The sequence below is a fragment of the Candidatus Pelagibacter sp. genome (assembly GCF_052049815.1).
Lineage (GTDB): Bacteria > Pseudomonadota > Alphaproteobacteria > Pelagibacterales > Pelagibacteraceae > Pelagibacter.
Genome location: NZ_JBNGZG010000052.1, coordinates 1 through 5,737, shown reverse-complemented (window position 1 = coordinate 5,737; position 5,737 = coordinate 1). Strand labels below are relative to the sequence as shown.

The window sequence follows — 5,737 nt, the reverse complement described above, 5'->3', positions numbered from 1 at the left end:
TTAAAATATAATGAAAGTTATTTTGATAAAAATAAATCACTAGTTCCAGATAGTGATTATGATGAGCTTAAAAAGCAAATAATTTTATTAGAAAAAAAATATAAATTTTTAAAATCAGAAAACTCTCCTTCTAATACTATAGGCTATAAACCATCTAAAAATTTTAAAAAAGTAAAACATAAAGTTCCAATGCTCTCATTGTCTAATGCTTTCGATGAAGAAGATTTAATTAACTTTGAAAAAAAAATATTAAATTATTTAGATCTTAATAAAAATTTTGAAATTGAATATTCTACCGAACCTAAAATTGATGGAATATCTGCATCATTAACGTATATCAAAAGTAAACTATTTTTAGGATTATCTCGTGGTGATGGGAATGAAGGTGAGGACATAACAAATAATCTTATGACAATTCAAGATATCCCAAAAAAAATTACTTCAAGTGATTTTCCTGAAGAAATTGATATAAGAGGTGAAGTCTTTATAAGAAATAGTGATTTCAAAAACCTAAGTTCAAAATTTGCAAATCCAAGAAATGCGGCATCGGGCTCTTTAAGACAGAAAGATCCAAGTGCCACTGCCAAAATACCTTTGAAGTTTATAGCTTATACTTATGGATATGAAAATGGATTAAAATTAGAAAAACAGACTGATTTTTTAGAAAATTTAAATAGATGGGGTTTCAAAACTAATCCATACAATAAAAAAATTTCAGGTATTAAAAATTTAATATTAAATCATAATTTTTTAGAAAATGAGAGATCTGAAATAGATTTTGACATAGATGGACTAGTTTATAAAGTTAATGATTTTAAATTACAAAAAAGATTAGGTTTTGTTGCTAATGCACCTAGATGGGCAATTGCTCATAAATTTGCTGCTAATAGCGCTATTTCAAAAATTACAAATATTGAGATACAAATAGGAAGAACTGGAGCTTTAACTCCTGTGGCTAAAATTAAACCAGTAAATATAGGGGGTGTTGTAGTTTCCAACGCAACATTACATAATGAGGATGAAATTAGTCGAAAAGATATTAGGGTAAATGATATAGTCATTATTGAGAGAGCTGGTGATGTAATTCCTCATGTTATCTCTGTAGATAAAAGTAAAAGACAATCAAATTCAAAGCAATTTCGATTTCCAGAAAAATGTCCCTCTTGTGGGTCAAAAACAGTTAAAGAATTTAATACAACAACAAAAAAAAAAGATGCAGTTAGAAGGTGCACAAGTCAAGGGTTCGAATGTGAAAGAATGTCTATAGAAAAATTAAAACATTTTGTTTCAAAAGAGGCTTTTAATATTGATGGATTTGGAAAAAAGATAGTGGAGGATTTCTGGGCAAAAAAAATAATTAGATATCCTCAAGATATTTTTAATTTAAATTTTAATGCAATAAAAAGTCTAGATGGTTGGGGCAACTTATCAGTATCTAATTTAAGATATTCTATAGAATCAAAAAGAACAATTTATCTAGATAGATTTATTTTTTCACTTGGAATTAGACACATAGGGCTTGAGAATTCTAAATTAATTGCAAATCATTTGAAAAGCTCTCAAAAATTTTTTAACTTAATTAAGGAAAAAAATATCCATGATCTTTTAAACTTAGATGGTATAGGTCAAACTCAAATAAATTCATTAGAATTATTCTTTAAAAACTCTACTAACAAAAAAATTTTGGAGGAGTTAAATAAAGTATTAAAAATTAATTCTACCAAGTCTGTAAAAACTAGTGGTAAACTTAATAATAAAACTTTTTTAATTACTGGTAAACTGGTTGGAATAAGTAGATCAGAAGCAAAATCTTTAATTGAAAATAATTCAGGCAAAATTTTAAGTAATGTAAATAAAAAATTAGATTTTCTGATAATAGGTGAAAAACCAACACCTAAAAAAGTTAACTTGGCAAAAGAACTAAAGATTAAAATTATAGATCAAAATGAGTTTAAACAATTATTAGATTAAATTAGCTAACCAATTTTTTTGTTTTCTATTAAGAAACTTTGAATATTTTTGATAAATATCTAAGTGATATTTAAATAAATATCTTTTCTCGTTTTTATTTAATAATTTAAAATTGATTAAATCAATGTCTATTGGTGCAAAAGTTAAATTTTCAAACTTTAAACCTTTGCTGTTTTTTTTAACATAAATCAAATTTTCGATTCTTATTCCAAACTTATTTTCCTTATAGTATCCAGGTTCATTACTAATTATCATTCCTTCTTTAAGTTTAATATTATTGTATTTTGATATAGATTGTGGTCCTTCATGCACATTTAAAAAAAACCCAACACCATGTCCAGTTCCATGAGCATAATCTAATCCAACTTCTTTAAGATATTTTCTTGCTCTAATATCAATCTTTTTTCCATTATCATATTTTTTTAGATTACTCAGGTAAACAGCAATATGGCCTTTTAAAACTCTTGTAAAAATATTTTTAATTTTTAAACTTGGTTTTTCGAAACAAATTGTTCTAGTTACATCAGTTGTTCCATATTTATATTGTCCTCCAGAGTCAAAAAGAAAAATATCTTTCTTATTCAACCATCCACAATTTTTTAAATTTGCTCTGTAGTGAACTATAGCACCATTTTTACCAGTTCCAGCAATTGTATTAAAACTAGGATAAAGATATTTTTTACTTTTTTTTCTAAAACTTTCTAATTTCTTTTCGGCATCTATTTCATTTATCTTTTTTTTATTATTTTTAATCCAATAAATAAATCTTGTTAAGGCCAAACCATCATCATAATGAGCATTGATCATATGATTTATTTCAAAGGTATTTTTTATTGATTTAAAATCATAAATTGGATCATTTTTTTCTAATATTTTAAATTTTTTTCTTATTAAATTTTCATAGAAAAGTGAGCAGGAGTTTGAATCAATTATAAAAGTTCCTGTGGTTAATTTATTAATATTTGATTTAATTTCATTAAATTCTGCAAACTGATTTTTGTTAATAGTTTTATCATTCAAAATTTTACCAGTTTTATATCTATCAGCGAAGAGTATGATTTTTTTTTCTTTTGTTAAAATCAGATGACTATTTGGAATTGGAGAATTTGGATTATCATTACCTCTAATATTTAAAAGCCAGGCAACATTTTCAGGTGCTGTTACAAAAAGATAATCAGCTTTTGTATCTTTAAGATATTTTATAACTCTCTTAATCTTTGAAATTTTGGTTTCACCAACAGTTGTTGTAGGCAAAGTGAAAAACTTTTTATTTTTATTTATTTTATTATTTACTACTTTATCCAGCAAATTATCCTCAATTTCCTTAATTTTTATTTTTTTTGCAAATAGTCTTTTTATTCTCTTTGTTGTAAAAATTTTTGGATCAAGTCCTAAAGTTAAATTTTTTAATACTTTAGAAGGTGGATTATCTGTTATATCAAGAATCCTAAATTGTTTTCCAGACTGATTTTTTGCTTGAATTGTGTATCTCCCATCAACAAATAAATAATTATCTTTTTTTGTGATTATTGCTAATCCAGCTGAGCCGCTAAAATTTGATATTTTTTTTAATCTATCAAATTGATCAAATTCAGAAAAAAATTCATCATTTTTAGGAATTACATAACCATCAATTTGATTTTGTTTAAAAAATTTTTTTAATTTTGTAATTTTATTTTTTATCATTTAATTCTTTTTTGATATCTCAGCCATCCAGGACTTCTATAATCATCATCCTCACTAAAATCTTGGTTAAATTCGAAATCATCTACCTGCATAAAATCATCATCTTTTAAATTATTTTTTTCGATAAAGTCACTAGGTAATTCATCAATAAATCTAGATGCCAAACTATCTAACCAATCACCTTGATAAAATCTATTCATTGAAAATGAAATATTTGCAATTTTTTTTGCTCTGGTAATACCGACATATGCTAAACGTCTTTCTTCTTCCAATCCGTTTTGACCTTTTTCCTCAATTGATTTTTGATGAGGAAATAATCCTTCTTCCCAACCAGGAAGAAAAACAACATCAAACTCTAATCCTTTTGCAGCATGCATAGTCATCATATTTATTTTTTCACCTTCCCAATCTTGATCAATTGAAGTTGCAAGTGATACATGTTCTAAAAAACTCTCAAGATTATCAAATTCTTTCATTGCACTCAAAAGTTCTTTAATATTTTCGAGTCTATTTTCATTTTCTAAATCTTTTTTATTTTTCAGCATTGATGAATAACCAGACTCGTCCAATATATTTTGCAAAAGTTTCACATGATTTATTTTTTTAACAAATAAATCATATCTCCATTTTTCTAGTAAAGATAAAAATGAACTCAATCCAATTTTAGTCTTTGGTTTAATCAAATTCATCTCAATTAATTGTTTTGAAGATTTTTCTAGACAGATTATATTTTTTTTTGAATTTTCGTGAATTTGTTTTATTGTGCTATCTCCAATTGCTCTTTTAGGATTATTTACAACGCGTTCAAAAGCAAGATCATCTTTGTCTTGAAAAACAATTCTCAAATAAGCTATACAATCCTTAATCTCTGCTCTCTCATAGAATTTTGTACCACCAACAATTCTGTAGGGTAGACCAATTTTTAGAAATCTTTCCTCAAATTCTCTAGTTTGAAAAATTGCTCTCACTAAAATAGCAATATTATTATATGAAAATTTTTTTTTTAAGTTTTGCTCTATTTCGTCTGAAATTCCAGTAGCTTCTTCTTTTCCATTTTTGAAGCAATTTAGTTTAACAAGTTCACCTTCATCTTTTGTTGATTTTAGTGTTTTACCAACTCTATTTTGATTATTGGCTATCAGAGTAGAAGCAACATTGAGTATATTTTGGGTAGATCTATAATTCTCTTCTAATCTTATTACTTTTGTATTTTTGTAAATTTTATCAAATTCTAAAAAATTTTTTATTTCCGCACCCCGCCAACTATAAATCGATTGATCATCATCTCCCACACAGCAAATATTCTGATCATCATTAACTAAAAGATTTAACCATTTACTTTGAATAAAGTTTGTATCTTGATACTCATCAACTAAAATAAACTTAAAATTTCTTTTATAAATACTTCTTATATCATCGTTGTTTTCTAAGATTTTGACAGTATGAAGAATTAAATCTCCAAAATCACAGGAATTTAAATCAACCAATTTTTGTTGATATATTTTATATAAAGGCAGAGAGGTTTTTTCATAAATATCTTTATTATTAATTTTTACTTCATTTGGGTAAAGACCTTTATTTTTCCATTTATCAATAATGCTTAAAATAAATTTTGGTGAAAGTTGTTTTGTATCAATGTTTTCAGCCTTACATATGTTTTTTATCAACCTAAGCTGATCATCCGTATCAATAATTGTAAAGTTGTAATTTAAATTTGCTGCAGCAGCATGTTTCCTCAGTAATTTTGCACATATTGAATGAAATGTTCCAAGCCACTGTAGGCCTGTTGCCTCTGTTTTGAGGATTTTACTTACCCTATATTGCATTTCTTTTGCTGCTTTATTAGTGAAAGTAACTGCTAAAATTTGATTTGGATAAGCTTTATTTTGTTTAATTATATTGGCCATACGTGAAGTTAATACTTTTGTTTTTCCAGACCCAGCCCCAGCTACAATCAACAGGGGCCCATCTAAATACAAAACTGCATCTTTTTGTGCATTATTAAGATATTTTAGAACTGGCGCTTATACACATCTGACGCTGCCGACGCGTCCTTACGTGTAGAGGTCGGTGGTGGCCG

The 5,737-nt window shown here is 26.4% G+C and carries 2 protein-coding genes and 1 pseudogene; 1 reads left to right on the top strand and 2 read right to left on the bottom strand.

All coding sequences use genetic code 11. From position 1 onward, the window contains the following. Positions 1 to 1,971 (top strand): NAD-dependent DNA ligase LigA (ligA, locus tag ACTT9D_RS06635; protein ID WP_440930996.1); only part of this gene is annotated, 1,971 nt, incomplete at its 5' end. Here ligA and ACTT9D_RS06630 read toward each other — a convergent pair. Both ACTT9D_RS06630 and ACTT9D_RS06625 read right to left on the bottom strand, forming a co-directional pair. Then, entirely contained in the window at positions 1,963 to 3,657 is a 1,695-nt protein-coding gene (locus ACTT9D_RS06630; RefSeq protein ID WP_440930995.1) for a M24 family metallopeptidase, read from the bottom strand. The two genes, ligA and ACTT9D_RS06630, sit on opposite strands and share 9 nt — an antisense overlap. Continuing rightward, positions 3,654 to 5,651, bottom strand: a pseudogene (locus tag ACTT9D_RS06625) (ATP-dependent helicase); the annotation flags it as partial. The gene ACTT9D_RS06630 and the pseudogene ACTT9D_RS06625, both read right to left, overlap by 4 nt. Between the last annotated feature and the right edge of the window lie 86 nt (positions 5,652 to 5,737).